We start from the raw sequence: 26,593 nt of genomic DNA on the forward strand, positions 1-26,593 counted from the left end.
GGCGGGGGGCGCCCGGGCCACCCCCCCCCCCCCCCCCGCCCGGGCGCGGGCCCCCCCCGGCGGGGGGGGGGGGGGGGCCGCAACCCGCGGGGGGCCCCCCCGGCCCCCCCCCCGCGGCGGAACGCGGGAGGGTCGTCGCTACCGCAGACCGTTGCTGATCGCGGTCACCAGCTCTCCATTGCCCGTGTCGCCGCTGAACTCCCAGAAGAAGGCACCGCCCAGGCCCTGGTTCTTGGCCCAGGTCATCTTCCCGGCGATGGTCGACGGGGTGTCGTACGACCACCAGTTGGTGCCGCAGTGGGCGTAGGCCGTGCCCGCGATGGTGCCGGTGGCCGGGCAGGAGTTCTTGAGCACCTTGTAGTCCTCGATGCCCGCCTCGTATGTGCCGGGGGCCGCGCCGGTCGCCGAGCCGCCGGGGGCGGACTGCGTGACTCCGGTCCAGCCGCGGCCGTAGAAGCCGATGCCGAGCAGGAGCTTGGAGGCCGGGACGCCCTTCGACCTGAGCTTGGCGATCGCGTCGGCGGAGTTGAAGCCCGCCGCCGGGATGCCGGGGTACGAGGTCAGCGGCGAGTGCGGGGCGGTCGGACCGTCCGCGTCGAAGGCGCCGAAGTAGTCGTACGTCATCACGTTGTACCAGTTCAGATGGGTCGCGGCGCCGCCGTAGTCGGCCGCGTCGATCTTGCCGCCGGAGGAGCCGTCGGCGGTGATGGCCGCGGTGACCAGGTAGTTCGAGCCGAACTCGGTGCGCAGGGCGGACATGAGGTTCCTGAAGGCCGCGGGCCCGCTCGTGTCACAGGTCAGGCCGCAGGCGTTCGGGTACTCCCAGTCGATGTCGATGCCGTCGAAGACATCCGCCCAGCGCGGGTCCTCGACCACGGCCTTGCAGGACTTGGCGAAGGCGGCCGGGTTCTGTGCGGCCTGGCCGAAGCCGCCGGAGTAGGTCCAGCCGCCGAAGGAGTACAGCACCTTGATGTGCGGGTACTTCGCCTTGAGCTGGCGGAGCTGGTTGAAGTTGCCGCGCAGCGGCTGGTCCCAGGTGTCGGCGGTGCCGCTGACGGACTGGTCGGCGGTGTAGGCCTTGTCGTAGGCGGCGTAGGTGTCGTCGACGGTGCACTGACCGTTCTTGACGTTGCCGAACGCGTAGTTGATGTGGGTGATCTTCGACGCGGAGCCCGAGGTCACCAGGTTCTTGACGTGGTAGTTGCGGCCGTAGACGCCCCACTCGGTGAAGTACCCGAGGTTGATCTTCGCGCCGGGGTTCGGGGTCGTGCCGCCGGTCGTGCGGACGGCGGCCGCGCCGCTCACCGGTCCCGTCTGGTCGGCGGTGTCGCGGGCCTGGACGGTGTACGAGTAGTCGGTGCCGGCGGTCAGGCCGGTGTCGGTGTGGGTGGTGCCGGTGACGGTGGCGATCTTGGTGCCGCCGCGCAGGACGTCGTAGTTCTTGATGCCCTTGTCGTCGGTGGCCGCTCTCCAGCTGAGCTTGACGGAGGTGTTGGTGACGTCCGAGGTGGTCGGGGTGCCGGGGGCGGAGGGGGCCGCGTCGCCGGGGACGGACGGGCCGCCGTCACAGCTTCCGCCGTTGAGCTTGCAGTTGGCCGGGGAGCCTGAGCCGCTCCCGTTGAAACCGAAGGAGACGGAGGCGCCCGGGGCGAGGGTGCCGTTCCAGGACTTGTTCCTGGCGGTCCAGTGGGTGCCGGAGGAGGTGACGTCGGCGTCCCAGGCCGAGGTCACGGAGGTGCCGGAGGGGAAGTCCCACTCGACCGTCCAGGAACTGATCGTGGTCGTCCCGGTGTTCTTGACGGTCCACTTGCCTTCGAAGCCGGAGCCCCAGTCCTGGGGCTTGGCGTAGGTGGCGGTCGCCGCCGTGGCCGCCTGCGCGGGGGTGGCGAGACCGATCAGTCCGGCGAGGGGGAGGAGAAGGGTGGCGAAACCCGCTATGGCTCTGTGCCTGAAGCGCATGTGCGCCTCCTTGTGGGGTGTCTTGAGCATGAGCATGACGTGGCGCAGTGGGCTGAGAATAGAAAGGTCTGGACCATAGGTCAATGGGTCTGGACCAGTGCGCTCACGCCGGACAGCCCCGGCGATCAGAACAGGGTCAGATCCCCAACTCCTGGGCGAGGACGGCCGCTTGCACCCGGCTGCGCAGATCGAGCTTGCCCAGCAGACGGCTGACGTGCGTCTTCACGGTCGCCTCGGCCATGTCGAGCCGGATCGCGATCTCCGCGTTCGACAGGCCTCCACCCAGACAGGCGAGCACTTCCCGCTCCCGACGGGTCAGGGAGTCGAGGACGGCCGGATCGGCCGTCGTGTCGCGCACGGGCTTGGCGAACTCGGCGATCAGCCGCCTGGTGACGGCCGGCGCGATCAGACCCTCGCCGCGCCCCACCGTCCGAACGGCCTCGATGAGGTCCTTCGCCTCCGTGTTCTTCAGCAGGAACCCGGCGGCACCGGCCCGCAGTGCCCCGAAGACATACTCGTCGAGGTCGAACGTGGTGAGCACGAGCACATCGGCCAGCCCCTCGGTGACGACCTGCCGGGTCGCCGACACCCCGTCCAGGCGTGGCATCTGAACGTCCATCAGCACCAGGTCCGGCCGCAGCTCCCTGGCGAGCGCCACCGCCCGCTCGCCGTCCGCCGCCTCACCGACCACCTCGATGTCCGGCGCGCTGCCCAGGATGAGCACCAGCCCGGCCCGTACGGCGGACTGGTCCTCGGCGACGAGGACGCGGATCATGCGGGTTCTCCTTCGGTGACGGGGAGGGTGGCGCGTACGGCCCAGATCTTGCCCCCGGTCGGCGCCGGATCCACCGTGGGGCCCGCTTCGAAGGTGCCGTTCAGGAGGGCGACGCGCTCGCGCATACCCACCAGGCCCGCGCCGGAACCGGGCGCGCTCGGCCCGCCCCGGTCGCCGTACGGGCTGGTCACCGCGATGTCGAGGGAACCGTCCCCTTGGCGCAGCGCCACCGTGACCCGGCCGGGGCAGGCGTGTTTGAGGGCGTTGGTCAACGACTCCTGCACGATGCGGTAGGCCGCCAGTTCGACGGGGGCGGGGAGGGTGCCTTCGTGGTCGGCGTCGAGGGCGACGTCCAGCCCGTTGGTGCGGGCGCCTTCGACGAGCGCGCCGAGCCCGTCGAGCGTGGGCGCGGCGGACGGCTCGGCGTCGTCGCCGGCGTCCCGCAGGATGCCGATCAGCCGGCGCATCTCGGCGAGCCCCTTGACGCTGTTCTCCCGGATGACCCCGAGGGCCTCCTTGGAGGTGGCGGCGTCGTCGAGGGAGAGCGCGGCCGTGGAGTGGATCGCGATCGCCGAGAGGTGGTTGGCGACCATGTCGTGCAACTCCCGTGCCATCCGCGCCCGTTCGGTAATGACGGCCTGGCTGCGGTCCATCTCCGCCAGCAGCGCCGTCTGTTCCGCGCGCAGCCGCGCGGCCTCGGCGGCGTCGCGGTGGTTGCGGACGATCCAGCCGGTGATGGCGGGCATGAGGGAGACCAGTCCGACGACCAGACCGATCAGCAGGGCGTCCGGCTTCCGGAAGGCCGCGAGGGGCACGACCGTGAAGGCCACGGTGACCAGCCCGGCGATCCAGGGGACCCGGCGGGCGGTGGCGGGCGGACCGTACAGCACGGCCGCGTACACCAGGTCGGTGAACATCAGCACCGTGAGCAGACTGCCCCGGGTCATCGTCTCCAGCGTCAGGGCGGCCCACCCGACCAGCACGGCCGTGCGCGGCATCGTGGTGCGCAGCGCCTCACAGCCCGCGGTCACGACGAGGGGCGGCAGCACCCACCAGTGGCTCTCGAACACCACGATCCCGTCGTGGGCGGTGCGTGTGGTGAGACCCAGACCCCACAGCAGCAGACCGCCGAGGAGTCCGGCGGCGGCGATGCACAGGTCCATGCGGTGCGGGCGGGGCGGTCGTACGGCCATGCCCTCCATCCAACACGCGACGGGCCCCCGCCGCCTGATGCCCGCGAACGGTCCTGGACTGCATCTTTCGATGTACGGCGACTTCGTCACCGCCGACGACGAAGCGGGCGCCCGGCGCGGGGAGCCTGGAAGGGTGAACGAGAGGAGCGAGTCGTGATCGTCGCGTTGATCATCGCCTGCGAGGTCGGCTTCTGGGTACTGCTGGTGCTGGCCCTGGCCGTCCGCTACCTACTGAACAAGCGCCGCGCCAGTGTCGTGCTGCTGCTCTGCGAGCCGGTGCTGGAGCTGGTGCTCTTCGTCGTGACGGCGATCGACCTGAAGAACGGCGCCGAACCGAGCTGGGAGCACGGGGTGGCGGCGCTCTACATCGGATTCACCGTGGGCTACGGCCACTACATGATCCGCTGGCTGGACGGCCACGCGGCGCATCGCCTGGCCGGCGGGCCCAAGCCGGTGGGGCCGCCGAAGTACGGCCTGGCCAGGGCCCGGTACGAGGGGAGGCTCTGGGCGCGGACGCTGGTGGCGGCCGGGGTGGCGCTGGCGCTGCTCCAGATCGCCGTCTGGTACGTCGGCGACGACGGCGACGTCGACTCGCTGAGGTCGTTCCAGTGGATCGCTCTCAGGGCGGCGGGCATCCACGGCCTGGTGGCTCTCACCTACACGCTCTGGCCGAAGAAGGGCCCGGACGCCCCTGAGGGCGAGCACCGGCCCACCTACTCGAAGGAGGGTGTCGGACGATGAGCGGGACGATGGACGCGACGGCCGGCAAGTCGACGAGGAACCTGGCGGAAGGGGCCGGCACCTTCGTGATCGGCCTGGTGCTGTGGCTCTTCGCCGACGGCGTGGAGGTCCCGGTCGTCACTCTGACCAAGGTCGGCGTGGTGATGATGTGCGTGGGCGCCGTCCTCGTCGCGGCGGGCCTCTACCAGCGGGCCCGCGGAACGGCGGGTGATGGCTAGCCGCTCCGCGAGAGCGCCCCCGGGGAGCGGCTACCGCTCCCCGCCCGGCACCCACAGCACGTCCCCGACCTCCTTGTTCGCCGTCCTGGCGAGGATGAACAGGAGGTCGGAGAGGCGGTTCAGATAGGTCGCCGTCAGCGGGTTCATCGTCTCGCCGTGGACCTCCAGGGCCGTCCAGGTCGAGCGCTCGGCACGGCGTACGACCGTGCAGGCCTGGTGGAGGAGGGCCGCGCCGGGGGTGCCGCCGGGGAGGATGAAGGAGCGGAGCTTCTCCAACCGCTCGTTGAAGTGGTCGCAGTCCGCCTCCAGCTTGTCGATGTAGAACTGCTCGACCCGCAGTGGCGGAAACTCGGGGTTCTCGACGACGGGGGTGGAGAGGTCGGCGCCCACGTCGAACAGGTCGTTCTGGACGCGGGTGAGGACCTTGACGACCTCCTCGGCCAGACCGCCCAGCGCGATCGCCGTCCCGATCGCCGCGTTCGCCTCGTTGGCGTCCGCGTACGCGGAGATCCGCGGATCGGTCTTGGGCACCCGGCTCATGTCCCCGAGGTTGGTGGTGCCCTTGTCGCCGGTCCTGGTGTAGATGCGCGTCAGATTGACCATGTGACCAGCGTAGTTACGCCCCGGCCGTCCGGAAGACACGTGTGCCCACTGTCACGGCGAGCGCCGTGAGGCCGAGGGCGACCAGGACGCCGTGGAGCATGGCCGGGGTGGCGTACGCGCCGACGTACGCGTCCCGCATCGCGTCCACCAGATAGCGGAACGGGACGAGGTGGGACAGGACGTCGAGCCAGCCGGGAGCCAGCGACATCGGCAGCATCAGACCCGACAGGAGCATCGACGGCGTCGTCAGCGCGTTGACCGCGGGACCGAACTCGTGCTGTGAGCGGGCCTTCATCGCGAGCGCGTACGACAGCGAGGCGAGCGAGACCGTCAGCAGGGCCACGAAGACGAAGCCGATCAGGATGCCGACGAGGGGGGCGCGCAGGCCCATGACCAGGGCGGCGAGGACCAGCAGCACCGCCTGGAGGACGAAGACCGCCGCGTCGCGCAGCACCCGGCCCGGCAGCAGGGCGAGCCTGCTCACGGGGTGACCCGCATCCGCTCGATCACGCCCGTCTGCTTCTCAACCTGGACGCGGCCCTCCGGGAGGAGACCGGTGCCGGTGCTGACGACCCCCTGCCGACCCTGATCGCCGGTCAGGTCAACCGGGTCCACCAGACGGTGATGGCGGTCATCGGGCGCGAGATGCTCGCCGGGCACAATCCGGACGAAGTGTCACGAGAGGTGCTTGTCCTCCTGGACGACATGGAGGGCTTGTTGAGTGAGAAGGTGCTCAACTACGCCGTACGACCCTTCGAGTGAGTGCCGCCGGTGTGATGTCCGTCAGTTGAGACGTGACTCGCGTTACTAAGCGGTCACACAGCCCCTCACGAGCGCTAGTGTCCGCCGGAGAGGTAACCCATCGACAGCGCGTACCAGGGGAGTCGCACAGTGGCACGGAAGCTCGCCGTCATCGGAGCCGGGCTCATGGGGTCCGGTATCGCCCAGGTGTCCGCGCAGGCGGGCTGGGACGTCGTCCTGCGTGACGTCACCGACGAGGCGTTGAACCGTGGCATCGGCGGCATCACGGCGTCGTTCGACAAGTTCGTGGGCAAGGGGAAGTTGGCGGCCGAGGACGCCGAGGCGGCGCTCGGGCGGATCACCGCCACCACCGACCTCGACGCGGCGGCCGACGCGGACATCGTCGTCGAGGCCGTCTTCGAGAAGCTCGAGGTCAAGCACGAGATCTTCCGGACCCTCGACAAGGTCGTCCGCGAGGACACCGTGCTCGCCTCGAACACCTCCGCCATCCCGATCACCAAGATCGCGGCGGCCACCGAGCGGCCCGAGCGGGTCGTCGGCGTGCACTTCTTCTCGCCGGTGCCGATGATGCAGCTCTGCGAACTGGTGCGTGGTTACAAGACGAGTGACGAGACGCTCGCCACCGCACGGGAGTTCGCCGAGTCGGTCGGCAAGACCTGCATCGTCGTCAACCGCGACGTCGCCGGCTTCGTGACGACCCGTCTCATCTCCGCCCTCGTCGTCGAGGCCGCGAAGCTCTACGAGTCGGGCGTCGCCACCGCCGAGGACATCGACCTCGCCTGCAAGCTGGGCTTCGGCCACGCGATGGGACCGCTGGCCACGGCCGACCTGACGGGCGTCGACATCCTGCTGCACGCCACCAGCAACATCTACACCGAGTCCCAGGACGAGAAGTTCGCCCCTCCGGAGCTGATGCGCCGGATGGTGGACGCCGGTGACATCGGACGCAAGAGCGGGCAGGGCTTCTACGCCTACTGACGCCGGCGCACACGTCAACAGGCGGCACTTCCCCAGCATGTGAACGCATGAGCCTCTCGGGCCTCACCCCTTGAGGTGAATTCGGTATCGGTTCGCTCACAGACGGCAACCTGGCGGTGTCAAACGCCGTCAGACGTTGCATCACCCACATCACGGAGTACGAGACGCACTCACGGGGAGCGCTTATGTACATCAGGGGCGACCACGCCGAGCTGGTCGTCGGGGGCCGCCTCGACGTACGCAGCGCGGCGGACGCCCGTACGGTCCTGCACTCGGCCGTCGACGACGGAGCCGGCGACCTGGTGCTCGACCTGTCAGAGCTGGACTCCTGGGACGCCACCGGACTCGGGGTGATCATGGGAGCCCACCGGCGGGCGGGACGGTGCGGACGGCGGCTGGTGCTGCGCGATGTGCCGCCGCAGATGCAGCGGCTGCTCGTGGCCACCCGGCTGCACCGGATCCTGGCGATCGAGGGCGGCATCGGCCTGGAGTCATTGCCCAGAGTGTGAACGCGTGTACGGGCCCGTACGTATGGCTCGGTGTGTGCGGGACACCCGGTCGCCCTGGCCGCTTCCGGTCGCCATGGGGCCATGGGGACCATGGGGGCGAAACGCACGACGCACGCAATCCTCACGAGACTGTGACGTCTCGGACGGCGCGGGACCCCGGACTGTCGGAGATACTGTGCGAAGGTTTAGGGTTCGGCTGCCCGCTGCCAGCTACCCTCGAGCGGGTTCCGGACCAGAAGCGACAGCGCGGTGTGCGGCAAGGCCGGGAGGGGCTCCAGCACACGAGACGCTTTTGGGGGGCTAGAACCGATGGACCCGACCAACCGGGGACCCGAAGAGTACGGCCATGACGACGGACAGGCGCCGAGCAAGCGTCCACCACGTGACGCGCTGACCCAGGACTTCGACCGGCACGCTCCGGCACTCGCCCGCACCGTCCAGCTCGTCTCGGGCGACTTCCTGCTCACCGTGAACCCCGTCGACGGCAGCGAGATAGAGAACTGCCCGCCGGGCGAATCGCCTGGTCCGCCCGTGAAGCACCTGCCCGCCGAGCGCGCCGAGATCGACCGCGCCGCCCGGCCGCCGGTGCCCCCGGGGCCCTCGCTGCCCCGGCTGCCCCTGCTCCAGCGCGACGAGGAGAGGGAACGGCTCGTACGGCTCCTCGCGCGCGGCCGCTCCGTCCGCCTCACCGGCGCCCCCGGCTCCGGCCGCACCACCCTCCTCGACGCCGTCGCCGAGGACTGCGCCGACCTGGCGCCCGACGGCGTCGTACGGCTGAGCGGCTTCCGGCGCACGGTCGACGACCTGCTGTACGAGCTGTTCGCAGCCGTGTACAGCACACCGCTGTTCCGGCCCGCGCGGCAGCAGATCCTCGACATCGTGCGGGACATCGGCGCGGTCGTCGTCCTGGACGACCTGGAGTTCGGCGGGGCCGCCCTCGACGAGCTGCTCGACGCGACCCCCGAGTGCGCCTTCCTGATCGGCGCCACCCCCGACATCCCCCTGCCGTCCGCCGACGCGCCCCTCGAGGAGATCGTGCTCGGCGGCTTCGACCGGGCCGGCGGCGAGCAGTTGCTGGAGCGCGTCGTCGGGCGGCCGCTCAGCGAGGAGGAGTCGAACTGGGCCGGTGACCTCTGGTTCGAGTCCGAGGGGCTGCCGCTGCGGTTCACCCAGGCCGGGGCACTGCTCAGGCAGCGGGACCGGCAGCGGGCCGGTGCGGACGCCGTCGACGAGTTCGGTGTCTTCCAGGACGCGCCGCCCGTCGACGCGCCCTCCGGCTCCGCCGCCGACGGGCACGACATACCGCTGCCGTCGCTCGCCGAGGGGGCCGCGCCCGCCGCGCTGCTCGCGTCCCGGCTGAGCTCCTCGGCCCGCGAGACCCTCAGGTTCGCCGTCGCGCTCGGCGGGGAGGTCCCGCATCAGGCGCACCTGCCCGCCCTGGTGGGCGACACCCACGCCGACGCCGCCCTCGGTGAGCTGGTCGGCTGCGCCCTCGTGACACCGGTCGGGGCCCGCTACCGGCTCGCCGCCGGGGTGCGGACCCAGCTGGAGGCCGCCGGGTACGCCGACGAAGCCGAGGCGCGCGCCCGCACGGCCGCCCAGCACTACGCCTGGTGGTCCGGGCACCCCTCGGTCACCCCTGACCGGGTCTCGGCCGAGTCGGACGCCGTACTGGCCGCCCTCACCGCGCTCGTGCCCGGCACGACCGCGCCCGGCGAGGGCGAGGAGAGCGCCGCCGTGGTGCTGGCCCGGCAGGCCGCGCCCGCGTTCGCGGCGGGGCTGCGCTGGAGCGCCTGGGAGCGGGCGCTGCGGTCCGGCGCGGAGGCGGCCGGCCTCGCAGGCGAGACCGGCGAACAGGCCTACTTCCACCACGAGCTGGGCGTCCTCGCGCTCTGCTCCGGGCAGCTGGAGCGGGCCCGGGCCGAGCTGGAGGCGTCCATCGGGCTGCGCAACGTCCTCGCCGACAAGCGCGGCACGGTCGCCGGCCGCCGGGCCCTCGCCCTGGTCGCCGACCGCTCCGGGGCGACGCCGCCCGGCGGGCGTACGGCCGCGGGGGAGGAGGTGCCGGACGCCCGGCACGAGGAGTCGGCCTCGCCGCCCGGGGGCGTGCCCGCCGGGTACACACCGATGAGCTTCGGCGCGACGGGATTCGGGGCGACGGGCTTGGGGGCGACGGGGCCCGGTGGGCCTCAGCCGACCAACGACACGACGCTCGTCACGCACCGGCCCGGCGGTGGCGCCCCCGCGCACAAGTTGAGCGGCCTCAAGACCCTCGTCGGCGGCGCCCGGCGCAACCTGGTCGCCGCGGGCGCCGGGGCGCTCCTCGCCGCCGTCCTCGGCACCGTCGTGACCCTCGGCGCGACCTCCGACGGCAACGGCGACACCCCGGCCGAGAAGGTCGGAGTCAACCCGTCCGCCAGCGAGGGCGTCGACGACGGCGGACTCAGCGCGGACCGCCCCAAGGCGGGCGACGACGACAACGGACCCGGGGTCGCCCCCGAACCAACCGATCCGGGCCCCGACGGCACGTACGGCACGGCGGACGACCCGACGCCGACGGACAGCGGGGGGCCGACGGACGACCCGACCGGCACTAAGGGGCCCACGGGCGACCCGACGCCGTCCCCGACGAAGTCGTCCCCCAAGCCGACCCCGTCCGACGACCCGTCGACGGATCCCTCGGACGATCCGTCGACCGATCCCTCGGACGACCCGTCCGACGACCCGTCGACCGATCCCTCGGACGAGCCCAGCGACGAACCCTCGGACGAGCCGACCGACAACCCACCGCCCCCGGACACCACCGACACGGCCAGCGCCCCCACCACCGGCCAGCCCGCCGAGTCCAGCAGCTCGGCGGGGGCCCCGGAGACCGCGGCCGGCACTGGGACCGGCACGGTGGCCTGAGGCCCACCCTTCGGCTCGGAGCGTCCCGGCTCCTTATTGCGCCCGGCCCCCTTTCTCCGCTGTGACAGCGGCGGAGAAAGGGGGCCGGTGGAAAGACGTGGGGCGGCGGAGCGGGACCGTCAGAACAGGCGCAGCTTGTCGTCCTCGATGCCGCGCAGGGCGTTGTAGTCGAGGACCGTGCAGCCGATGCCGCGGTCGGTGGCGAGGACGCGGGCCTGGGGCTTGATCTCCTGGGCCGCGAAGATGCCGCGGACCGGCGCGAGGTGGGGGTCGCGGTTCAACAGCTCCAGGTAGCGGGTGAGTTGCTCGACCCCGTCGATCTCACCGCGCCGCTTGATCTCGACCGCGACCGTCGCGCCGTCGGCGTCCCGGCACAGGATGTCGACCGGACCGATCGCCGTCATGTACTCGCGGCGGATGAGGGTGTACCCCTCGCCGAGGGTCTCGATGCGGTCGGCGAGCAGCTCCTGGAGGTGCGCCTCGACGCCGTCCTTGATCAGCCCGGGGTCGACGCCCAGTTCGTGCGAGGAGTCGTGGAGGACTTCCTCCATCGTGATGATGAGCTTCTCGCCCGCCTTGTTGATGACGGTCCAGACGCCTTCCTCGTCGCCCGTGCCCTCCTTCAGCGTGCAGGGCGGCGACATCCAGTTGAGGGGCTTGTAGGCCCGGTCGTCCGCGTGGATCGAGACGCTGCCGTCCGCCTTCACCAGGATCAGACGGGGGGCCGAGGGGAGATGGGCGGTGAGCCGGCCCGCGTAGTCGACGGAGCAGCGGGCAATGACGAGACGCATGGTCGGCAACGCTACTCGACGCCGACGGGTGCGCGCGATTCGACCACCGGAACTGCCTTGGCCGGAGGCCACCGCACCGCCGGCGCACCCGGCCGGGAACCGTTCGACTGCCCCGTCGTCCCGCACGGCGGCTGTCGCCCTCCGTCACGCTCTCCCGCCCCTCACGTGGGCCTCCGTCGTCCCCCGGCATGTGCCGCTGTCAACTCATGTTCGGCATTGGCTGATTGTGTGCGTCATGGGCCCTGTCGGTGCGCGCAATCTCCTGGTGCGGTCACGTGCGGTTGCTTACCGTAGAAACTGGAGGTCGCGAAGTGTGCACTCTGCGTGTTCGCCGACCCGATCTCCACCCTTGTCCGTCAACCCCTGTTGTTGCGGGGGTGCGAGAGGAGAACCCATGTCGCTCGACGTCTCACCGGCCCTACTCGAACAGGCCGAGCGAGGCGAGGTCGACGAAGCCGCCTTCGTCGACTGCGTCCGGACCTCCCTGCCCTATGCGTGGGAGATGATCAGCTCTCTGGTGGCCCAGCTGAAGGTCGACGGCGGAGAGTTCGCCGACAACCAGACGCCCCCGCCGGACGAGCAGGCACGCGGGCAACTGCTGCGCGCGCTCGCCAGTGACGCGATTCGCGGCGCACTGCAGCGGCACTTCGGTGTCCGGCTGGCCTTCCAGAACTGCCACCGGGTGGCGGTGTTCCCACTGGACCCGTCCGTGGACGACAGGCTGGCCCGCTTCACCTCGATACGTGGCCAACTCCTCAACCAGTCCCCGGAACTCCGGGACTGCTGAGGTCGTGACGCAGCACGGCTTGCCGCTCCAACCGCGGGAGGTGCATCAGTAATCGGGGCGGCAAGCTCTCCGTAGTGGCTCAGCCGAGGTGAGGCAGCACCTCGGCACCGAGTCGCCGTACGTTCTCCTCCGTCGCCGACAGGTCGCCGGTGCCCTCGACGAGCAGGGCGAAGCGGGAGATGCCCGTCCGCTCGCTGGTCGCCGCGAGCCGGTCCGTGCACAGCCGTGGGGTCCCCACCGGGTGGAGCCCGCAGAGCAGTTCGGTGTACGCCAGCGGATCCCGCATGGCGCGGGCGCGGCCGTCGACGGTCACATGGGCGTCGAGGCCCTGCTTCAGCCAGCCGGGCATGGCCTTGGTGAGCGCCTCCGCGGCGTCGACGCGCCGGTCCGCGATCTGGCAGACACCGGCCGAGACATGGGCCGCCCCGGAGATCTCCTCCGGCGAGCGGCCCGCCGCCCGGGCGTACGTGCGCCACGCCGCGACCATCTCGGCCTTCTCCTCATCCCCGACGTGCATCCCGAGGAGCATCGACAGCCCGCGCTCGGCGGCCAGTTTCACGCTCGCCGGCGAGGTGCAGGCTACGACGACCTCGGGCCCGGGGGTCTCGTCCAGGTCCTCCGCGGGCCTCGGTACGACGGGGACCTCACGGAAGCTGAATCGTTCCCCCGACGCCGATACCGAGGGTTCGCGCAGCCAGCGCATGAGCAGATCGAGTGATTCCGGGAACCCCTTCTCGTACGCCTGAAGTCCGGAGCCGAACACCTCCAGGTCGACCCAGGGGCCGCCGCGTCCGACACCCAGCGAGAAGCGTCCGCCGGAGGTCACGTGCAGCAGGGCGGCCTGCTCGCCCAGGGCCACGGGATGGACGGTGGGCAGCACGCTGACCGCCGTGCCGACGCGGATCCGCCGGGTGCGCCCCAGCAGTAAAGCGGCGAGGGTGATCGCCGACGGGCACGTCCCGTACGGCACGAAATGGTGCTCGGCCAGCCAGACCGCGTCCAGCCCGGCCTCGTCGGCCACTTCCGCCGTCCGTACCGCGCGGTGGAGCGCTTCCCCCTGGCCTTGGCCGGGGAACTGGGCTCCCAGTACAAATGTTCCTACGTGCATCGTTCTTCCTGCTTCCTCGGCTCCGACTCGGGAGCTCCCCCATCGGCATAACCGCGTGGTACGTGCCGAAGACACGGCCTGGCGGCGAGATTTGCGGATTGTCTGCAGAATGGGCCGGGCGGAGGGCGATCTGAGGGGTTTGGTGACGTACGCATACCCCCACCGGGCCCGCGTAGGCTGGACACCAACCCTGCTCCCTGTATAGCCCGGTGAGGTGTCCCGTGTCCCCGCGTCGTAACCGCCCCAAGGACCATGACTCGTCGGGTCTGTCGGGTCCGTCAGGCCGCAGTGCGGAGGAGGACCGGTCGGACCGGTACGGCGGCTGGCAGACCAGCGAGCCCTGGCAGGGCGAGGAGTGGAGCGTGCGTCATGTGGCGGGCGCGAGCGCGGCCGGCAAGACCTACCGCTGCCCCGGCTGCGACCAGATGATCCCCTCCGGGATGCCGCACGTGGTCGCCTGGCCCGAGCACTCGGGCGTCGACGAGCGCCGGCACTGGCACAAGGCCTGCTGGAACGCGAAGGACCGCCGCACCACGCGGGTGCAGCGGTCCCGTAACGCGCCGAGGTTCTGAAACCCCGCGAACTCCCGTTACACGTCCCGCTTCTCCAGCAGGGCGTACGCGCCGACGAACGAGGCCGCCACCAGCGCGAGCATGATCCACAGCGGGTCCCAGCCGGTCGGACCCGATTCGCTGAGCTCCGCGCCGTAGAAGACGCTGAGCTGGCTCGGGATCGAGTACTCCAGCAGGAACTCCTGCACGTCCCTCAGCGACTCCGAGAACATGAAGATCGCGATGACCAGCGGGGCGAGGAAGACGCCGAGCATGATGGTGATCGCGCCCGCGGAGTGCCGGATCAGCGAGCCCATCAGCAGCGACAGCAGCCCGAACAGCGCGAGGAAGAGGCTCACACCGACCGTGGCCTTGAACCAGTCCTCACCGTCGGGGCTGGCGGCGCCGTTGCCCTCCAGGATCGCCACCTGCGCGAAGCCGATGAACGCGGTGGTGACCAGGGTGACCGTGAACGTGAGCGCGAAGAACACGATCGCCTTCGCGGCCAGGACCCGGCCGCGCCTCGGGCACGCGGTCATCGTGGTCCGGATCATGCCCGTGCCGTACTCGGAGGCGGTGGTCAGCACCCCGAGCGTGATGATGCAGACGCTGCCGATCATCAGCCCGAACAGACCGAGGCCCAGCGGGGACTCGCCCTCCAGGTTCATGTCCGTGGAGGCGGCGATCAGCGCGAAGAGCAGACCGATGCCGATCACCAGGACGACGAAGACGCCCAGCGTCCACATGGTCGAGCGGACCGACTTGATCTTCGTCCACTCGGAGCTGATCGCGTGCCCGAGGTGGGTGCGCACGATCGGGATCGGCGAGGTGTACGAAGTGCCCGGCATCCCCTGCCAGTTGGGGGCGGGCGGCTGCTGGGTGAGGGGCGGCTGGGGCGTGCTCATCGGGCGTCCTCGGACTTCGTCAGGTCGGCGGCGGGCGCGGCCGCGGGGGCGGGCTGAGCGGGGGCCGGCGCGGCGGGCGGCTGCGCGGGGGCCTGGGGTGCGGCCTGGGCGTACGGGTTCGGCTGCGGCTGACCCGGAGCCGGCGCGGGCGCGGCGGCGGGCGCCGGGGCCCCGTACGGACCGGCCGGCGGCTGGCCCTGCGGCACGGGCCCGCCCTGCGGGGCGTACGGCTGGCCGCCCTGCTGCGGCGCCGGCGGGGCGTACCAGCCCGGCTGGCCCTGCCCGGGCACCGGCAACGGCGGCTGCGCGCCGGGCGGCAGGGGCTGCTGGAGACCGGCCTTCTGGTCGGCCGTCGAGCGGTAGTCGACGGCGTTCTGCGTCATCCGCATGTACGCCTCCTCCAGCGAGGCCTGGTGCGGCGACAGCTCCCACAGCCGTACGTCGGCGCCGTGCGCGAGGTCGCTGATCCGGGGGAGCGGCAGACCCATGACGCGCAGCGCGCCGTCCTGCTCGGGCAGCACCTGGCCGCCCGCCTCGGTCAGCGCGGCCGACAGCTTCTCGCGCTGCTGCGGCTCGGCGTCCGGCGTCCGTACGCGCGCGAAGTCGGCGGAGTTCGCCGAGATGAAGTCCTTGATGCTCATGTCGGAGAGCAGCTGCCCGCGCCCGATCACGATGAGGTGGTCGGCGGTCAGCGCCATCTCGCTCATCAGGTGCGAGGAGACGAAGACCGTACGGCCCTCGGCGGCGAGCGCCTTCATCAGGTTGCGGACCCAGAGGATGCCCTCGGGGTCGAGGCCGTTGACGGGCTCGTCGAAGAGCAGCACCTGCGGGTCGCCGAGCAGGGCGGCGGCGATGCCGAGCCGCTGGCCCATGCCGAGCGAGAAGCCCTTGGAGCGCTTCTTGGCCACGTCCTGGAGGCCCACGACGCCCAGGACCTCGTCCACCCGGCGGGCCGGGATGCCCGACAGCTGGGCCAGGGACAGCAGGTGGTTGCGGGCGTGCCGGCCGCCGTGCACGGCCTTGGCGTCGAGGAGCGCACCCACCTGACGGGCCGCGTTCGGCAGCTTGCGGTACGGATAGCCGCCGATCGTCACCTGCCCGGAGGTGGGATTGTCCAGGCCGAGGATCATGCGCATCGTCGTCGACTTGCCCGAGCCGTTGGGGCCCAGGAAGCCGGTGACGGCCCCCGGCCGCACCTGGAAGGAAAGGTTGTACACGGCTGTCTTGGCGCCATAGCGCTTCGTCAGGCCGACTGCCTCGATCATGCTCCGCACCCATCGAACGGTTCAGGACGTCTCGGACTCGTCTCAGGACGTCGGGGCACACGCCCCCGTAAGGACTAGGAGCTTATCGGGGCATTGACGGTTCCGCCCAAGACGAAGTAAAACCTCGCAGGTCACGGGCCGGCTTGCTTGGCATGTACGTACCCGCTGGTCAGGTGCCCGATCACGCGTCACGTCTTTTCAGCAGCAGGTAGCCGCCGGCCAGGGCCGCGACCACCCACAGCGCCATGACGGCGAGGCCGCCCCACGGCCCGTACGGGGTGTCGTCGTCCACCGGGGTGACCACCTGCATGATCCGGCTGCCGGCCTGGTCGGGCAGGTACCGGCCGATCTTCTCGGTGGCGTCGACATTGCCCAGGATGTTGGAGATCAGGAAGAAGAAGGGCATCAGGATGCCGAGCGACAGCATGGGGCCGCGCAGCATCGCCGCGACGCCCATCGAGAACACGGCGATGAGGGTCATGTAGAGCCCGCCGCCGAACACCGCGCGCAGGACGCCGGGGTCGCCGATCTCGGCCCGGTGCTCGCCGAGCATCGCCTGTCCCAGGAAGAACGCCACGAAGCTGGTCGCGAGCCCCACCACGAAGGCGAGGGCGGTGGCCACCGCGATCTTGCTGAAGAGGAAGGTGCCCCGCTGCGGTACGGCGGCCAGGGAGGTCCGGATCATGCCGGTGCTGTACTCGTTCGACACCACCAGCACCCCGAAGACGATCATCGCCAGTTGTCCGAGGCTCATTCCCGCGAAGCTGATGAACGTCGGGTCGAACGAGAGCCGGTCCGCTCGGCCCATCCTGTCGAATTCGTGCTTCGACAGCAGGGAGATCAGCACACCGAGCGCGATCGTGACGATCATGGCCAGCGACAGCGTCCACACTGTGGACGCCACCGACCGGATCTTGGTCCACTCCGAGCGGACGACCTGGGTGGCGGCCATGCTCAGCCCTCCCTCTTCCAGTCGCCGCCCCACTGTTCGGTCGGCGTGTCGCTGTGCGCGTGGTACTCCACCGACTCGGCGGTCAGCTGCATGAACGCCTCCTCCAGCGAGGCCTGTTGAGGGCTCAGCTCATGCAGCACGATCTGGTGCCGGGCCGCCAGCTCCCCGATGTGCTCCGGCTTCCCGCCGTCGACCTCCAGCGCGCCGTTGCCCGTCTCGACGGTGGTGATCCCGGCGCCGTACAGCACGTCGAGCAGCCGCTCGCGCTGCGGCGTACGAATCCGTACGTACGCCCGTGAGTTCTGCTGGATGAACTCAGCCATCGAGGTGTCGGCGAGCAGCCGTCCCTGCCCGATGACGACGAGATGGTCGGCGGTCAGCGCCATCTCGCTCATGAGGTGCGACGACACGAACACCGTCCGGCCCTGGGCCGCGAGGGACTTCATCACGTTCCGGATCCAGTGGATGCCCTCGGGGTCGAGCCCGTTGACCGGCTCGTCGAACATCAGGATCCGCGGGTCGCCGAGCAGCGCGCCCGCGATACCGAGCCGCTGCCCCATTCCGAGCGAGAAGCCCTTCGCCTTCTTCCGCGCCACCGACGTGAGTCCGACGGTGTCCAGGACCTCGTGGACCCGTGACTTCGGGATGCCGTTGCTCTGCGCGAGGCACAGCAGGTGATGGAAGGCGCTACGGCCGCCGTGCACGGCCTTGGCGTCCAGAAGGGCGCCGATGTACTTGAGCGGGTCCCTGAGGCCGTCGTAGTGCTTCCCATCGATCCGCACGTCCCCCGCCGTCGGCCGATCGAGCCCCAGAATCATCCGCATCGTCGTCGACTTCCCGGCGCCGTTCGGTCCGAGGAACCCGGTGACGATGCCGGGCCGCACGGCGAAGGTGAGGTTGTTGACCGCCACCTTCTCGCCGTACCGCTTCGTCAGCCCCTCGAGCTCGATCATGCGGCCACGCTAGAACGGGCATGGGGCGCCTGCCACCGGAGGGGCGAAGCCCCCTCAGGGGCGCGGGGAACTGCGCGACCAGCGCGTACGGGTGACAGCCGCGATACGACCTGCACTCCCGAGCCATTGGGCACCCGGCGCCGAAGCTGAGCTCGAGCGGGAGGTGCCCCCCTCGCCCCAGCGGCACGACTGCCCGCAGTCATGCGCACGGCAAAGGCCCGCACCCCCCCGGAGGGGTGGTGCGGGCCTCGGTCCGCCTCTGGTGGCGTTGCCGTCAGGCGGTCGTGTTACCGGGACTGCTGCGCCGGAACCCCACGCGAGATCGGCTCGTCGTCCGTGGCGGGCGTGCCGGCGGCGGCCACAGCGGCACCCGTCAGCGTCGCCAGCATTTCGCGCACGTTCGTCAGCTGGGCGTTGATCGAGTCGCGACGGTTGGTGAGCGCCGCCAGCTCCCGCTCGGATTCCGAGCGGATCCGGTCCGCCTTGGCGTTCGCGTCCGCGACGATGTCCTCGGCCTGACGCTGCGCGGTCTCCACCGTCTGGCGGGCACGGCGCTCGGCGTCGGTGCGCAGCTTCTCGGCCTCCAGGCGGAGCTGCTCCGCGCGGTGCTCGATCTCCGCGAGACGCTTCTCGGCCTTCTGCTGACGCGACGCCAGGTCGCGCTCCGACTGCTCGCGACGCTTGGCGAGGTTCGTCTCGAAGTCGGCGGCGGCCTGCGCGGCCTTCGCACGGGTCTCCTCGAAGAGGGCGTCCGCCTCCTCGCGCTTGGACTGCGCGTCCTTCTGCGCCTCGGCACGCAGCTGCGAAGCGTCGCTCTTGGCCTTCTCGACGATCCGGACGCCCTCGTCCTCGGCCTTGGCCTTGCGCTCGGCGGCGAAGGACTCGGCATCGTTGCGCACCTGCTGGGCCGCCGACTCCGCGAGCTCGCGGTGCTGCTCGGCGGCGCGGCGGGCCTCCTCGCGCAGGTCCTTCGCCTCCTCCTCGGCGAGGCGGAGGATCTTCTCGACGCGCGCGCCGAGACCGGCGTAGGACGGCTCGGCGTCGGTCACCGCGGCCTGGGCGTTCTGCGTCTCGAGGTGGAGCTCCTCGATGCGCTTCTCCAGAGCGGTGATGCGGGCGAGAGCGGAGTCACGGTCGGAGACGAGCTTGGAGATACGTTCGTCCACCTGAGCGCGGTCGTATCCACGCCGCACAAGCTCGAAGCCGTAGGGGGAAGTGTCGCTCATGGGGTTCCTGTCGAATGAGACCGGTGAGGTGATAGGTGGAATCCTAGGGGGCGAAGCGGCGTGTCATCGAGCAGATGCACGTTTGATCTGGAGAATGACGCCCCTTTTGAGTGGCCGACCATCGGAATGCTTGTCTGAAACTTTGCATAAAGGCCCTGACAAGCACAGAACGAGCACAAATTGGTGTCTGTAGTACCGGGGGCGGCGCGGGAAGATACCCGCAACGCCCCGGCACCGCTAGCCGTCTGACGACTTGCCACCCGAACGAGTCGCACCCGCCGCAGCACCCGTCTTGACTCCACCGTCCTTGCCGCTCGACGGGGCCTCAAAAGACTCCAACGCCACCAGGACGTCCTGGACACGGGAAATCTCCGCATTGATGTCCTCGCGGCGGCGGACCAGCACATCCAGCTCGCGCTTGCCCTCCTCGACCGTGCGGCGGGCCTCGCGGATCGCCTCGGCCTTCAGCTCCTCGGCCTCACGGACGAGCGTGGACTTCTTCTGCTCGGCCTCCTTCAGGAGGCCCTCCGCCTTCTTCACCGCGGCGATACGGACCTTGCCCGCCTCGGAGTTGGCCTCGGAAACGATCTCCTTGGCCTTCGCCGTCGCCTTCTCCAACTGCTCCTCGGCGGCCTTGATGAGCGCGTCGCAACGGTCGCCGGTGGATTTCATGGTTTCGGCGGCCTCGCGGCGGGCCCGCGTGTGCAGCGCCTCGATCTCGGCCGTGATGCGGTCCCGCAGTTCCTCGGCCCGCTCCCTTATGGCGGTCGCGTCCCGGCGCGCGCCGACCAGCAGCTCGTCGGCGTCCTGACGGGCCTTCTCCACCGTGGAGTTGCCCTCGACGGTCGCCTCGGCGACCAGCCGGTCGGCCTCCTTGCGGGCCGCGCCGACCATGGAGTCGGCCTGTCCCTCGGCGTCCGCGGTGGTCTTCTGGGCCTGCGTCTGCGCCTCGGTGAGCAGCTTGTCGGCCTCGGCCGCCGTCTCCGTGATGAGCTTGTCGACCTGCTCGGCGGCCTCGGAGCGCCGCTTGTTGGCCTCGTTGCGGGCCTCGTCGAGGGTGCGGTCGGCCTCCTCGCGGGCATGCGCCATGAGCCGGTCGGCCTCCGCCTCCGCCTCGGCCCGCGCGCGCTCGGCGTCGGCCCGGACCCGCTCGGCGTGCTGCTGCGCGGAGCCCACCGTCTCGGCGGCCTCGGCCCGCAGCCGCTCCGCCTCGTCGGTGGCCTCGCCGATCAGCTGGTCGGCCTTGGCGACGGACTCGGCCCGTACGCGCTCGGCCTCCTCGTTGGTCTCCCGGGTGAGCCGCTCCGCCTCGGCCGTCACCTCGGTGATGAGGGTGTCGGCCTGGGTGGCCGCGTCCGAACGGATGCGGTTGGCGTCGTCGCGGGCCTCCGCCCGGGTGCGCGAGGCGTCCTGGTCGGCCCGCGCGATGGTGTCCGAGGCCTCGGTGCGGACCCGCTGGGCGTGGTCCGACGCGTCGACACGGATCCGCTCCGCCTCGGCGATGGCCTCAGCGACCGTACGCTCGGCGAGCGCCTTCGCGGCGTCCGTCTCCTCCCGGGCCTCCCGGCGGACCCGGCCCGCGTCCTCCGCGGCCCGCTCCCGCTCCGCGTAGGCGTCGGAGCGGACCCGGTCCGCCTCCTCCTCGGCCTCCCGGCGCGTACGGTCCGCCACGTGCTCCGCCGCGTTGCGCAGGCCGGCGATCTCCTCCTGGGCCTGCTCGTGCAGTCCGGCCACGGAGTCCCGCACCTGCTGCGCGTGCTGCTCGGCCGCCGACACCATCTCCGTGGCGCGCCGCTCGGACTCCTCGAGCAGCCGTACGGCCTCGGTCTGGGCCTCCTCCACACGCTTGCGCGCCGAGGCCAGCAGCTCCTCGCTCTGCTCGCGGGCCCGCTCGCGCTCCTGGTCGGCCTCCTGCCGGGCGGAGCCGAGGAGTTCCTCGGCCTCGCGGCGGCGCCGGGCGGCCTCCTCCTGCGCGGCGGCCAGCGCCTGGGAGGCCTCCGTGGCGAGCCGCTCGGCCGCGGCCTGCGCCTCCGCCCGTACCCGGTCGGCGGTGTCCTGCGCCTCGGACTTCAGCCGCTCCGCCTCGGACGCGGCCTCCGACCGCAGCCGTACGGCGATGGCCTCGCCCTCGGCGCGGGACGCGGACGCGTCCGACGCGGCCTCGTCGCGCAGCCGCTCGGCCTCGGCCTCGGCCTGCGCCTGGAGCGTACGGATGCGCTCGGCGGCCTCGGAGCGCAGCCGGTCCGTCTCCTCGACGGCCTCGCGGCGGATCCGCTCGGCCTCGGCGCGGGCGTCGGCCAGCGCCTCCTCGGCGGACGCCAGCCGGGCCTCGGCCTCGCTGTGCAGCCGGGCCAGCTCCTCGGCGGCCTCGGCCTTGCGGGCCTCGACGGCGCGCTCGGTCTCCTCGCGCAGCTCGCGGGCGGCACGCTCGGCCTCGGCCTTCAGCTCCTCGGACTGCTCGGCGGCCTCGGCGCGGTACCGCTCGGCCTCCTTGCGGGTGCGCTCCAGGGTCTCCTCGGCCTGGCGGCGCAGCGTCGAAGCGCGTTCGATGGCCTCCGTGCGGACCTTCTCGCTGTCCGCGGTGGCCGTCTGCCGCAGCTCGTCGGCGTCCGTCCGCGCCTTGGCGAGCAGCTCCTCGGCGGTCTTGGCGCCCTCTTCGATCTGCTGGACGGCCTCGCGGCGGGCCTCGGCCCTGATCCGCTCGCCCTCGGCGACCGCGTCGGCGCGCAGCTGCTCGGCCTCGCCGCGCAGCCGGCGCGCCTCCTCCTGCAGCTCGACCGTCTTGGCGCGGTACTCCTTGGTGTCGTCCTTCGCCGTGCCCTTGAGCTGCTCGGCGATGTCGTGTGCCTCGGCCCGCAGCCGGTCCGCCTCGGCCTCGGCCTCGGCGCGGATGCGCTCGGCCTCCTCGGCGGCGGCCTTGGTGGTGTTCTTGGCTTCCTGGGACGCCTTGTTCAGCACGTCCTCGGCGGTCTTGGCCGTCTTGGCGAGCTGGGAGGCGGACTCCTCCGCCGTGATCGAGCGGGCCTTCTCGGCCGCCTCGGCCAGCAGCTTCTCCGCCTCGGCCTTGGCGTCCGCGACGACTTCCTCGGCGGACGCCTTGGTGGCCTCGGCCTCCTTCGTGGCCTCCTCGACCAGCCGGGCGACCTGTTCCTTCGCCGTACGCGTGCGCTGCTCGTTGGTGGACTCGGCGCCGGCGAGGGCCTTGGCCGCGTTCTCCTTCGCCTCGGTGACCAGCTTCTCGGCCTCGGCGCGCGCCTCGCGGAGCGCCGTCTCGGCCTCCGCCATGCGCTGCTCGGCGGTCCGGCTCAGCTCGGCGGCCTGGCGGCGGGCGGAGTCCGACTCGGTGGCGGTGGAGGAGCGCAGCTGCTCGGCGTGCTCGGTGGCCTCCTGGGCCTGCGTCGACGCCGCGTTCAGCAGCCGCTCGGCCTCGGCGCGGGCCCGGCGCAGGATCTGGTCGGCCTCGGAGCGGGCGGCCTCGGAGTCGCTCTGCAGCCGCTGCCGTGCCTCGTTCGTCAGCCGCTCGGCCTCGGCGCGGGCGGCGGCCAGCGCCTGCTCGGCCTCGGCCCGCGACTCGTCGACCAGCCGGCGGGCCTGCTGCTCGGAGCGGGCGCGCAGCTGTTCGGCCCACGCCACGTTCTCGTTGACGTGCGACTCGACCGTCTGGCGGCGCTCCGACAGCTCCTGGTCGAGCTGCTGGCGGCGGGTGACCGCCTCTTGGTGCAGCTCCGCCTGGAGGCGCGCGGCCTGCTCGGCGTGCTCCTGGAGGATCCGCTGGGTCTGTGCCCGGGCCTGGCTCAGCTCACGCTCGGCGTCCGCGCGCAGCTGGTCGGCCTGCATCTGGGCCTGGCGGAGCATCTGCTCGGCCTGGTACCCGAGGTCGCCCCCGTCGTAGGCGGGCCGGGACATGAGGGTGCGGCGCGCCTCGTGCAGCTTGGCGCGCAGCACCTCGACCTGGTAGCCGAGGTCCTCGGCGTGCTGGATCGCCTTTTCCCGCTCGGTCTTCAGCCGCTCCATCTCGGCCTCGAACCGAGAGAGGTGGTCGACGTCAGCCGCCGGCTCTCGCTCCTGGCGTTCGTAGCCCCGCACTGCGCGGTCCCATCCGTCCCCTGGTCGCAACCTCTGGCAAACGAGCTCCGTCCAACCGCCGAACGGTGCCCCCGGGGAATGGTGTCAGATCAACGGCGGAGCACGGGCTGCCGCCCTCACCCTCGTCCCCGAAACCTGGACCCCGGCCCTAGAGTCCTGTCGTCGGAAGGCGGCAGGACCCGGGGCCGTCCCCTTGGAAGGCGACGGCCGACCCCAACCCTACCGGCCCATATGTACGGGGGTCAGTGCTCAGGTGACTCAACTGGCGCCGAAGTGACCAGTTCTGTCAGTACGCCGTGGCAATCCTTGGGGTGCAGAAACGTGATCCGTGACCCCATGGAACCGACTCGCGGCTCCTCGTACAGGACGCGTACGCCCTTGTCCTTGATCGCGGCCGCCTCGCCGTCGACGTCCGCGGTGCCGAAGGCGATGTGATGGACCCCCTCGCCGTTCTTGGCCAGCCACTTCGCGACGGTGGAGTCCTCGCGGGTGGGCTCAAGGAGCTGCAGGTAGGAGGCACCGCCGTCGTCCGTGCTGTTGATCTTGAGCATGGCCTCGCGCACGCCCTGCTCCTCGTTGACCTCGGAGTGGTACACCTCGAAGCCGTACGTGGCCCGGTAGAACTCGACGGTCTTGTCGAGGTCGAAACAGGCGATCCCGATGTGGTCGATTCGCGTCAGCATGGTGTCAGTGCAGCGCTCCCGCGGCGGTTACGCAACGTGCCAGCGATCACACTGACAGCCCGATGACGGCACGGAGTGCCACTCAGTACATTCGAAGTAAACCCTCGTTCACTCCTCGGCTGTGCAAGCTGGAAGGGGATCGCACCTCATGACTGGAACGAACGGCAGGACCTCGGTGATCGTCGCGGGCGCCCGGACGCCCATGGGACGGTTGCTCGGTTCGCTGAAGTCCTTCTCCGGAGCCGACCTCGGTGGCTTCGCGATCAAGGCCGCCCTCGACCGTGCGGGGATCGGTGGCGACCAGGTGCAGTACGTGATCATGGGCCAGGTGCTCCAGGCCGGGGCGGGGCAGATCCCGGCGCGCCAGGCCGCGGTCAAGGCGGGCGTTCCGATGAACGTGCCCGCGCTCACGATCAACAAGGTGTGTCTGTCGGGCCTGGACGCCATCGCGCTGGCCGACCAGCTGATCCGCGCCGGCGAGTTCGACGTGGTCGTGGCGGGCGGCCAGGAGTCCATGACCAACGCCCCCCACCTGCTCCCGAAGTCCCGCGAGGGCTACAAGTACGGGGCGATCCAGATGCTCGACGCCATGGCGCACGACGGGCTGACCGACTCCTTCGAGGGCGTCGCCATGGGCGAGTCCACCGAGAAGCACAACACCCGCCTCGGCATCCTGCGCCCCGAGCAGGACGAGATCGCCGCCCTGTCCCACCAGCGGGCCGCCGCCGCGCAGAAGAACGGCCTCTTCGACGCCGAGATCACCCCGGTCGAGATCCCGCAGCGCAAGGGCGAACCGGTCGTTTTCAGCCAGGACGAGGGCATCCGCGGTGAGACCACCGCCGAGTCGCTGGGCAAGCTGCGGCCGGCCTTCGCCAAGGACGGCACGATCACCGCCGGCTCCGCCTCGCAGATCTCGGACGGTGCGGCGGCCGTGGTCGTGATGAGCAAGGAGAAGGCGGAGGAGCTGGGCCTCACGTGGCTCGCCGAGATCGGCGCCCACGGGAACGTGGCCGGGCCGGACAACTCGCTGCAGTCCCAGCCGTCGAACGCGATCCAGCACGCCCTGAAGAAGGATGGTCTGGAGGTGGCGGACCTCGACCTGATCGAGATCAACGAGGCCTTCGCCGCGGTCGCCGTGCAGTCAATGAAGGACCTCGGGGTGTCCCCCGAAAAGGTGAATGTCAACGGTGGTGCGATCGCTCTCGGGCACCCCATCGGTATGTCCGGCGCGCGTCTGGTCCTCCACCTCGCGCTGGAGCTGAAGCGGCGCGGCGGCGGGGTCGGCGCGGCCGCGCTGTGCGGTGGCGGTGGTCAGGGTGACGCGCTGATCGTGCGGGTACCCAAGGCCTGAGACCTGTCGGTCCCGGGCGCAGGCGGCCACTCGTTGTTTCGGAACGGAGCTGTGATGCAGGACGTCCCCACGCTGGTGGCACAGGCCAGGGAAGGGCGGCCCCGGGCCGTCGCCCGGCTGATCTCCCTGGTGGAGGGGGCGTCCCCGCAGCTGCGCGAGGTCATGGCGGCGCTGGCCCCGCTCACGGGCGGGGCGTACGTGGTGGGCCTGACGGGCTCGCCGGGTGTCGGCAAGTCCACCTCCACGTCCGCGCTGGTGACGGCGTACCGGCGGGCCGGCAAGCGGGTCGGTGTGCTCGCCGTGGACCCGTCGTCCCCCTTCAGCGGGGGCGCGCTGCTCGGTGACCGGGTCCGGATGTCGGAGCACGCCTCCGACCCCGGCGTGTACATCCGTTCGATGGCGACGCGCGGCCATCTGGGTGGCCTCGCCTGGGCGGCCCCGCAGGCGATCCGCGTCCTCGACGCGGCCGGCTGCGACGTGATCCTGGTCGAGACGGTCGGCGTCGGGCAGTCGGAGGTGGAGATCGCCTCCCAGGCGGACACGTCCGTGGTGCTGCTGGCGCCCGGTATGGGCGACGGCATCCAGGCGGCCAAGGCCGGGATCCTGGAGATCGGTGACGTCTACGTCGTCAACAAGGCCGACCGGGACGGCGCGGACGCGACCGCGCGCGAGCTGAACCACATGCTGGGGCTGGGGGAGTCCCGGGGCCCCGGTGACTGGCGGCCGCCGATCGTCAAGACGGTCGCGGCGCGGGGAGAAGGGGTCGACGAGGTGGTCGAGGCCCTGGAGAAGCACCGGGCGTGGATGGAGGAGAGGGGAGTGCTTGCCGAGCGGCGGCGGGTGCGGGCGGCTCGGGAGGTCGAGACGATCGCGGTCACGGCGCTGCGGGAACGCATCGGGGATCTGCACGGGGATCGGCGTCTCGATTCCCTGGCCGAGCGGATCGTGACGGGTGAGCTGGATCCTTACCGGGCGGCGGACGAGCTGGTGGCCAGCCTGACGGAGGGCTGACCGGGGGCCTTTTCTCGCCCCCGCCGCTCCTACCCGTCCCTCCCCCACTCTCGGCTTCGCTCGAGCGGGAGGTGCCCCCACCAGGGGCTGCGCTCCGTGCTTTTCGGCCCGCAGGGCCGTGTCTTTCAGGGGCGCGGGGAACTGCGCGACCAGCCCCCACCCACCCGCAGAACAACCAACGCACCCCTCCTGCTGCTAAGTTGGCCGGATGTTCCATCACTGTGCGTAGAGGGCGGGCCCTCCCGCAGACGACCTGGGTCGTCGTGCGGGACATCGGTG

General features: G+C 71.2%; 22 protein-coding genes and 2 pseudogenes. 10 read left to right on the forward strand and 14 right to left on the reverse strand.

Going from position 1 to position 26,593, the window contains the following annotated elements; translation table 11 throughout:
- Positions 1-138: 138 nt before the first annotated feature.
- The 3 genes from ACWD26_RS36715 to ACWD26_RS36725 form a co-directional block, all read right to left on the reverse strand.
- Positions 139-1,959, reverse strand: coding sequence for a glycosyl hydrolase family 18 protein (locus ACWD26_RS36715; protein ID WP_451276806.1), 1,821 nt, complete (start codon positions 1,957-1,959; stop codon positions 139-141).
- A gap of 136 nt (positions 1,960-2,095) precedes the next feature.
- Positions 2,096-2,734 (reverse strand): response regulator, encoded by a 639-nt coding sequence (locus tag ACWD26_RS36720; protein ID WP_451276808.1) that lies wholly within the window; start codon positions 2,732-2,734, stop codon positions 2,096-2,098.
- Positions 2,731-3,927, reverse strand: coding sequence for a sensor histidine kinase (locus tag ACWD26_RS36725; protein ID WP_451276810.1), 1,197 nt, complete (start codon positions 3,925-3,927; stop codon positions 2,731-2,733). Before ACWD26_RS36725 ends, ACWD26_RS36720 begins: the two co-directional genes overlap by 4 nt.
- 153 nt (positions 3,928-4,080) lie before the next feature.
- Here ACWD26_RS36725 and ACWD26_RS36730 point away from each other — a divergent pair, with 153 nt between their 5' ends.
- Entirely contained in the window at positions 4,081-4,668 is a 588-nt protein-coding gene (locus ACWD26_RS36730) for a hypothetical protein (protein ID WP_451276812.1), read from the forward strand.
- A complete protein-coding gene (locus ACWD26_RS36735) occupies positions 4,665-4,886 on the forward strand; it encodes a DUF5708 family protein (RefSeq protein ID WP_451276814.1) in 222 nt (73 codons plus the stop codon). Before ACWD26_RS36730 ends, ACWD26_RS36735 begins: the two co-directional genes overlap by 4 nt.
- A gap of 30 nt (positions 4,887-4,916) precedes the next feature.
- Here the strand turns inward: ACWD26_RS36735 and ACWD26_RS36740 are convergent, their stop codons facing one another.
- The gene (locus ACWD26_RS36740) at positions 4,917-5,489 is read right to left on the reverse strand and encodes a cob(I)yrinic acid a,c-diamide adenosyltransferase (protein ID WP_451276816.1); all 573 of its coding nucleotides are present in this window, start codon (positions 5,487-5,489) and stop codon (positions 4,917-4,919) included.
- Positions 5,490-5,502: 13 nt separating this feature from the next.
- Positions 5,503-6,017: pseudogene (locus ACWD26_RS36745) on the reverse strand (ABC transporter permease); the annotation flags it as partial.
- On the opposite strand from ACWD26_RS36745, the pseudogene ACWD26_RS36750 reads away from it, so the two are divergent.
- The 4 genes and pseudogenes from ACWD26_RS36750 to ACWD26_RS36765 all read left to right on the forward strand — a co-directional run.
- Positions 6,015-6,251 (forward strand): annotated as a pseudogene (locus tag ACWD26_RS36750) (TetR/AcrR family transcriptional regulator); the annotation flags it as partial. The pseudogenes ACWD26_RS36745 and ACWD26_RS36750 overlap by 3 nt on opposite strands.
- Positions 6,252-6,380: 129 nt before the next feature.
- Positions 6,381-7,229 carry a 3-hydroxyacyl-CoA dehydrogenase family protein gene (locus ACWD26_RS36755; protein WP_451276818.1) on the forward strand — a complete coding sequence of 283 codons (849 nt, stop codon included), beginning with the start codon at positions 6,381-6,383 and terminating at the stop codon, positions 7,227-7,229.
- A gap of 185 nt (positions 7,230-7,414) precedes the next feature.
- Positions 7,415-7,738 carry an STAS domain-containing protein gene (locus ACWD26_RS36760; protein ID WP_033526497.1) on the forward strand — a complete coding sequence of 108 codons (324 nt, stop codon included), beginning with the start codon at positions 7,415-7,417 and terminating at the stop codon, positions 7,736-7,738.
- A gap of 309 nt (positions 7,739-8,047) precedes the next feature.
- A complete protein-coding gene (locus ACWD26_RS36765; RefSeq protein ID WP_451276820.1) occupies positions 8,048-10,645 on the forward strand; it encodes an ATP-binding protein in 2,598 nt (865 codons plus the stop codon).
- A 119-nt stretch (positions 10,646-10,764) separates the two neighbouring features.
- On the opposite strand, the gene nucS is transcribed toward ACWD26_RS36765, so the two are convergent.
- Positions 10,765-11,436, reverse strand: coding sequence for an endonuclease NucS (gene nucS / locus ACWD26_RS36770; RefSeq protein WP_451276822.1), 672 nt, complete (start codon positions 11,434-11,436; stop codon positions 10,765-10,767).
- Between the two features lie 394 nt (positions 11,437-11,830).
- Between nucS and ACWD26_RS36775 the strand changes: the two genes are divergently transcribed.
- Complete coding sequence (locus ACWD26_RS36775; protein WP_005480204.1) at positions 11,831-12,223, forward strand: SCO5389 family protein; 393 nt, start codon at positions 11,831-11,833, stop codon at positions 12,221-12,223.
- Between the two features lie 79 nt (positions 12,224-12,302).
- Here the strand turns inward: ACWD26_RS36775 and ACWD26_RS36780 are convergent, their stop codons facing one another.
- Positions 12,303-13,331 carry an LLM class flavin-dependent oxidoreductase gene (locus ACWD26_RS36780; protein ID WP_451276825.1) on the reverse strand — a complete coding sequence of 343 codons (1,029 nt, stop codon included), beginning with the start codon at positions 13,329-13,331 and terminating at the stop codon, positions 12,303-12,305.
- Positions 13,332-13,552: 221 nt separating this feature from the next.
- Here ACWD26_RS36780 and ACWD26_RS36785 point away from each other — a divergent pair, with 221 nt between their 5' ends.
- Positions 13,553-13,903: an ATP/GTP-binding protein gene (locus ACWD26_RS36785; RefSeq protein WP_451276827.1), complete on the forward strand. Its 351-nt coding sequence runs from the start codon at positions 13,553-13,555 to the stop codon at positions 13,901-13,903.
- Positions 13,904-13,920: 17 nt separating this feature from the next.
- On the opposite strand, the gene ACWD26_RS36790 is transcribed toward ACWD26_RS36785, so the two are convergent.
- The 7 genes from ACWD26_RS36790 to mce all read right to left on the reverse strand — a co-directional run bounded on the left by ACWD26_RS36790 (position 13,921) and on the right by mce (position 23,952).
- Complete coding sequence (locus ACWD26_RS36790) at positions 13,921-14,787, reverse strand: ABC transporter permease subunit (RefSeq protein ID WP_451276829.1); 867 nt, start codon at positions 14,785-14,787, stop codon at positions 13,921-13,923.
- On the reverse strand, positions 14,784-16,052 hold the full coding sequence (locus ACWD26_RS36795) for an ABC transporter ATP-binding protein (protein WP_451276831.1): 1,269 nt from the start codon (positions 16,050-16,052) through the stop codon (positions 14,784-14,786). Before ACWD26_RS36795 ends, ACWD26_RS36790 begins: the two co-directional genes overlap by 4 nt.
- Before the next feature lie 181 nt (positions 16,053-16,233).
- Positions 16,234-17,004, reverse strand: coding sequence for an ABC transporter permease (locus ACWD26_RS36800; protein WP_451276833.1), 771 nt, complete (start codon positions 17,002-17,004; stop codon positions 16,234-16,236).
- 2 nt (positions 17,005-17,006) lie between these two features.
- Positions 17,007-17,957 carry an ABC transporter ATP-binding protein gene (locus tag ACWD26_RS36805; RefSeq protein WP_451276835.1) on the reverse strand — a complete coding sequence of 317 codons (951 nt, stop codon included), beginning with the start codon at positions 17,955-17,957 and terminating at the stop codon, positions 17,007-17,009.
- A gap of 287 nt (positions 17,958-18,244) precedes the next feature.
- Positions 18,245-19,183 carry a coiled-coil domain-containing protein gene (locus ACWD26_RS36810; RefSeq protein WP_009310208.1) on the reverse strand — a complete coding sequence of 313 codons (939 nt, stop codon included), beginning with the start codon at positions 19,181-19,183 and terminating at the stop codon, positions 18,245-18,247.
- A 237-nt stretch (positions 19,184-19,420) separates the two neighbouring features.
- Positions 19,421-23,269, reverse strand: a complete 3,849-nt coding sequence (scy, locus tag ACWD26_RS36815; protein WP_451276837.1) for a polarized growth protein Scy — start codon at positions 23,267-23,269, stop codon at positions 19,421-19,423.
- 242 nt (positions 23,270-23,511) lie between these two features.
- Positions 23,512-23,952 (reverse strand): methylmalonyl-CoA epimerase, encoded by a 441-nt coding sequence (mce, locus tag ACWD26_RS36820; RefSeq protein ID WP_257567155.1) that lies wholly within the window; start codon positions 23,950-23,952, stop codon positions 23,512-23,514.
- 148 nt (positions 23,953-24,100) lie between these two features.
- On the opposite strand from mce, the gene ACWD26_RS36825 reads away from it, so the two are divergent.
- Together ACWD26_RS36825 and meaB are read left to right on the forward strand one after the other, a co-directional pair.
- Positions 24,101-25,303, forward strand: coding sequence for an acetyl-CoA C-acetyltransferase (locus ACWD26_RS36825; protein WP_451276840.1), 1,203 nt, complete (start codon positions 24,101-24,103; stop codon positions 25,301-25,303).
- 54 nt (positions 25,304-25,357) lie between these two features.
- Positions 25,358-26,314: a methylmalonyl Co-A mutase-associated GTPase MeaB gene (gene meaB / locus ACWD26_RS36830; protein ID WP_451276842.1), complete on the forward strand. Its 957-nt coding sequence runs from the start codon at positions 25,358-25,360 to the stop codon at positions 26,312-26,314.
- Positions 26,315-26,593: the final 279 nt, after the last annotated feature.

It is taken from the genome of Streptomyces sp. NPDC002787 (genome assembly GCF_053592095.1).

Coding starts and splice junctions, on each gene's coding strand:
- ACWD26_RS36780 (WP_451276825.1), bottom strand. CDS start 13,331: ATGCACGTAGGAACATTTGTACTGGGAGCCCAGTTCCCCGGCCAAGGC.
- ACWD26_RS36715 (WP_451276806.1), bottom strand. CDS start 1,959: ATGCGCTTCAGGCACAGAGCCATAGCGGGTTTCGCCACCCTTCTCCTC.
- ACWD26_RS36720 (WP_451276808.1), bottom strand. CDS start 2,734: ATGATCCGCGTCCTCGTCGCCGAGGACCAGTCCGCCGTACGGGCCGGG.
- meaB (WP_451276842.1), top strand. CDS start 25,358: ATGCAGGACGTCCCCACGCTGGTGGCACAGGCCAGGGAAGGGCGGCCC.
- ACWD26_RS36805 (WP_451276835.1), bottom strand. CDS start 17,957: ATGATCGAGCTCGAGGGGCTGACGAAGCGGTACGGCGAGAAGGTGGCG.
- mce (WP_257567155.1), bottom strand. CDS start 23,952: ATGCTGACGCGAATCGACCACATCGGGATCGCCTGTTTCGACCTCGAC.
- ACWD26_RS36810 (WP_009310208.1), bottom strand. CDS start 19,183: ATGAGCGACACTTCCCCCTACGGCTTCGAGCTTGTGCGGCGTGGATAC.
- ACWD26_RS36735 (WP_451276814.1), top strand. CDS start 4,665: ATGAGCGGGACGATGGACGCGACGGCCGGCAAGTCGACGAGGAACCTG.
- ACWD26_RS36790 (WP_451276829.1), bottom strand. CDS start 14,787: ATGAGCACGCCCCAGCCGCCCCTCACCCAGCAGCCGCCCGCCCCCAAC.
- ACWD26_RS36825 (WP_451276840.1), top strand. CDS start 24,101: ATGACTGGAACGAACGGCAGGACCTCGGTGATCGTCGCGGGCGCCCGG.
- ACWD26_RS36740 (WP_451276816.1), bottom strand. CDS start 5,489: ATGGTCAATCTGACGCGCATCTACACCAGGACCGGCGACAAGGGCACC.
- ACWD26_RS36760 (WP_033526497.1), top strand. CDS start 7,415: ATGTACATCAGGGGCGACCACGCCGAGCTGGTCGTCGGGGGCCGCCTC.
- ACWD26_RS36765 (WP_451276820.1), top strand. CDS start 8,048: ATGGACCCGACCAACCGGGGACCCGAAGAGTACGGCCATGACGACGGA.
- ACWD26_RS36775 (WP_005480204.1), top strand. CDS start 11,831: ATGTCGCTCGACGTCTCACCGGCCCTACTCGAACAGGCCGAGCGAGGC.
- ACWD26_RS36725 (WP_451276810.1), bottom strand. CDS start 3,927: ATGGCCGTACGACCGCCCCGCCCGCACCGCATGGACCTGTGCATCGCC.
- ACWD26_RS36795 (WP_451276831.1), bottom strand. CDS start 16,052: ATGATCGAGGCAGTCGGCCTGACGAAGCGCTATGGCGCCAAGACAGCC.
- nucS (WP_451276822.1), bottom strand. CDS start 11,436: ATGCGTCTCGTCATTGCCCGCTGCTCCGTCGACTACGCGGGCCGGCTC.
- ACWD26_RS36800 (WP_451276833.1), bottom strand. CDS start 17,004: ATGGCCGCCACCCAGGTCGTCCGCTCGGAGTGGACCAAGATCCGGTCG.